3 protein-coding genes are annotated in these 3,065 nt (G+C 72.2%); all 3 read left to right on the forward strand.

Features of this window, described 5'->3' with window-relative positions:
- Positions 1 to 562 precede the first annotated feature (562 nt).
- A complete protein-coding gene (locus tag ACOV8S_RS05260) occupies positions 563 to 1,105 on the forward strand; it encodes a GNAT family N-acetyltransferase (protein WP_448316348.1) in 543 nt (180 codons plus the stop codon).
- Complete coding sequence (locus ACOV8S_RS05265) at positions 1,102 to 2,082, forward strand: ABC transporter substrate-binding protein (RefSeq protein WP_448316349.1); 981 nt, start codon at positions 1,102 to 1,104, stop codon at positions 2,080 to 2,082. Before ACOV8S_RS05260 ends, ACOV8S_RS05265 begins: the two co-directional genes overlap by 4 nt.
- A gap of 65 nt (positions 2,083 to 2,147) precedes the next feature.
- The coding region (locus tag ACOV8S_RS05270) for an amino acid ABC transporter permease (RefSeq protein ID WP_448316350.1) at positions 2,148 to 3,065 on the forward strand (918 nt) is incomplete at its 3' end.

Genomic DNA, 3,065 nt, shown 5'->3' on the forward strand with positions numbered 1-3,065 from the left:
GTCCCGGGGGCACGGGAAGGTGCGCGCCCCGGGGCGGTGGTCGTCACGCCCGGCGTGTCCCTCAACACGGCCGGCCCGCCCACCGTACGCCGCAGTCCCGGACGCCTGTCAACAAGTCCTGATCGTCAAAGGCCCGTTGAACTCAAGGCTGTGTCCGGTCCGTCGAAGTCCGCTCTGTGGACGGCCTGTTGACGAACCGCCGCCCGTGATGCTCAATGGGCGGCATGAATTCCCGGCAGCAGCGCCTCGTCACGCGCGGCCACATCGACTTCGGTCGGGTGTGGTCCGCCTCGTGTCGACCCTGCTGACCGGGCAGTCGCAGGCCGTCCGGAACGGCCCGATCCCTCCCTCGGTGACCCCGTCGCGGGCCGAGATCTCTCTTTCGCACCCCTGAGCGTCCGGCGTCCGCGCCTGCCGCGACCACGGGTGTGAGCCGGACACACGCTGCCCTTCCTCCCGGCATCGCGCCGTCGTGTTCCCCGCCTCACCGGCCCTCCCGGTGCGGCTCCCTCCGCGTACCCGTCTTCCGCTCCCGCCGAGGAGCCGAGAGAGGCGTGCCCGAATGCCCACCACGTCCAAGGACCCTTCGCCCTTCGCCGCGCGGGACCTGGCCCTGCTCCGGGTCCAGGTGTCCGACCCGCGGGTGCGGCCCCTGCTCGACGAACTGCTCACGGAGTACTCCAGCCGCTACGGCGGCGACGCGTCCGAGGAACTCGGCCGTTACCCGGACGAGGAGTTCACCCCCGCCCACGGCGGCCTGCTGATCCTGCTCCTGGACGACGGCGAAGCGGTGGCCGGCGGAGCCTTCCGCCGGTACGACGCCCGCACGGCCGAGCTCAAACGCATCTGGACGCACTCCGCCCACCGGCGGCGCGGTCTGGCGCGGCGCGTCGTCGCCGAGCTGGAGCGCGAGGCACGGCAGGCCGGCTACCACCGCGTCTTCCTCACCACGGGGCCGCGCCAGCCCGAGGCGCGGGGGCTCTACCTCACCACCGGTTACACGCCGCTCTTCGACACCGAGGCCGACCCGGAGCACGTCGGCCTGCTCCCCTTCGAGAAACACCTGCCGTCCCGCGTCGCCACCGGAAAGGCCCTGGACCTGTGACCTCAACGCGTACCGCACCGCGCATCCGCCGAGCCCTGACGGCTCTGGCACTGCTGTCCGCCCTCGGGCTGACGGCGTGCGGGGGCGGGGGAGGGGATTCCGGCACGGCCGGTCCCGGCGCGGGAGCCGCGGCGGCGGGAGCGGGTTCGCCCGCCCCGTCGGACGACCCGGTGGCCGGGGTGCGTGAGGTGGAGTCGGTGGCCGCCCTGCTCCCCGCCGAGGTGCGGGCCAAAGGCACGCTGCGGATCGGCAGTTCCATCGGTTCCCCGCCGGCCGCCTACTACCCGAACGGGCAGGACCGGCCGCCCGCCGGCCAGGACATCGACATCGCCGAGGCGGTCGCCCGCGTACTGGGCCTGCGGCTCCAGCGCCAGGACGCGTCCTTCGAGACGATCCTGCCCGCCCTGTCCAGCGGCAAGTACGACCTGGGGACCGGCAACTTCGGCGTCACCGAGGAACGCCTGAGGACCATCGACTTCGTCACCTACATCAACGACGGCCAGGGCTTCGCCGTGCGCAAGGGCAGCACCGGCGTCAGGGGGAAGGTCGAGGACCTGACCGAACTGTGCGGCCTGACGGTCGGCACCGGGGCGGGCACCACCTTCGAGGCCACCCTGGAGGAGAACAAGGGCGTGTGCGCGGAGGCCGGACGCGAGCCCTACGACGTCAAGGTGTACTCCGAGAACGGCGCCGTGGTCACGGCGCTCCAGCAGGGCCGGATCGACGTCGTCATGTCGACCATCAACGGCCTGAGGTACCAGGCCGCGCAGCCCGCGGCGGGGACCCGCTTCCTCGGCGAGTACCACCGGCTGGACGTCGGCTTCGCCTTCCGCAAGGGATCGCCGCTCACGCCCGCCTTCCAGGCCGCGGTGAACGAGCTGATCGCCGACGGGACCTACGCCCGGATCCTCGAGAAGTGGGGCACCACCGGGTCCGCCGTCGAGAAGTCACGGATCAACCCGCCCGAGCAGCGCTGAACGACCCCTGCCGGCGGACCGTCCCCCGGCCCGCCGGCACGACCTCACCGATCGGAACACGACCCATGGGATTCACCACCGACTCCGCGCCCACCCGCGCGGCCGTGCCGGGCGGCGGCCAGGAGGCCCCGCCGGCCACCGACCCCTTGGCCGGTCTCACGGTCGTCCCCGCACGCCACCCCTGGCGGTGGGCGGCGGTCCTGGCCGTGCTGGTGCTGTGCGCGCAGTTCGCCCACGGCCTGGTGACCAACCCGGTCTGGGAGTGGGAGGTGTTCCTCTCCTACGTCCTGTCCGAGACCATCGTCGAGGCGGTCGGCGTGACCCTGCAGCTCGTGGCGTTCGCCACCGTGCTGGGGTTCGTGCTGGGCGCGCTGCTGGCCTTCATGCGGTTGTCCCGCAGTCCCGTGCTGCGCACGGTGGCCTGGACGTACGTGTGGATCTTCCGGTCCATCCCGATGATCGTCCAGCTGGTGTTCTGGTTCAACCTCGGTGCTCTGTACCGCGAGCTGGGCGTGGGCGTGCCGTTCGGACCGGTGCTGTGGTCGGTGGACAGCAACGCTCTGATCGGCACCATGGGCGCCGCGCTCATCGGGCTCTCCCTGCACCAGGCGGCCTACGCCGCCGAGATCGTGCGCGGTGGCGTGCTGGCCGTCGACGGCGGGCAGCTGGAGGCCGCCGCGGCGCTGGGCATCCCCCGGGCGCGCCAGATCCGGAGGATCCTGCTGCCCCAGGCCATGCGGGCGATCCTGCCCACCGCCGGCAACGAGGTCGTCGGCCTGCTCAAGGGCACCTCGGTGGTCTACGTGATGGCCATCGGCGAGCTCTTCTACCAGGTGCAGGTGGTCTACGGCCGCAACGGCCGGGTGATCCCGATGCTGATGGTGGCCACCGCCTGGTACGTCTTCCTGACCTCGCTGCTCAGCATTGCCCAGTACTACCTGGAGCGCCGCTTCGCCCGCGGCGCCGACCGCACCCCGCCCCCC

The sequence above is a fragment of the Streptomyces sp. CO7 genome (assembly GCF_053474865.1).

Coding starts and splice junctions, on each gene's coding strand:
- ACOV8S_RS05260 (WP_448316348.1), top strand. CDS start 563: ATGCCCACCACGTCCAAGGACCCTTCGCCCTTCGCCGCGCGGGACCTG.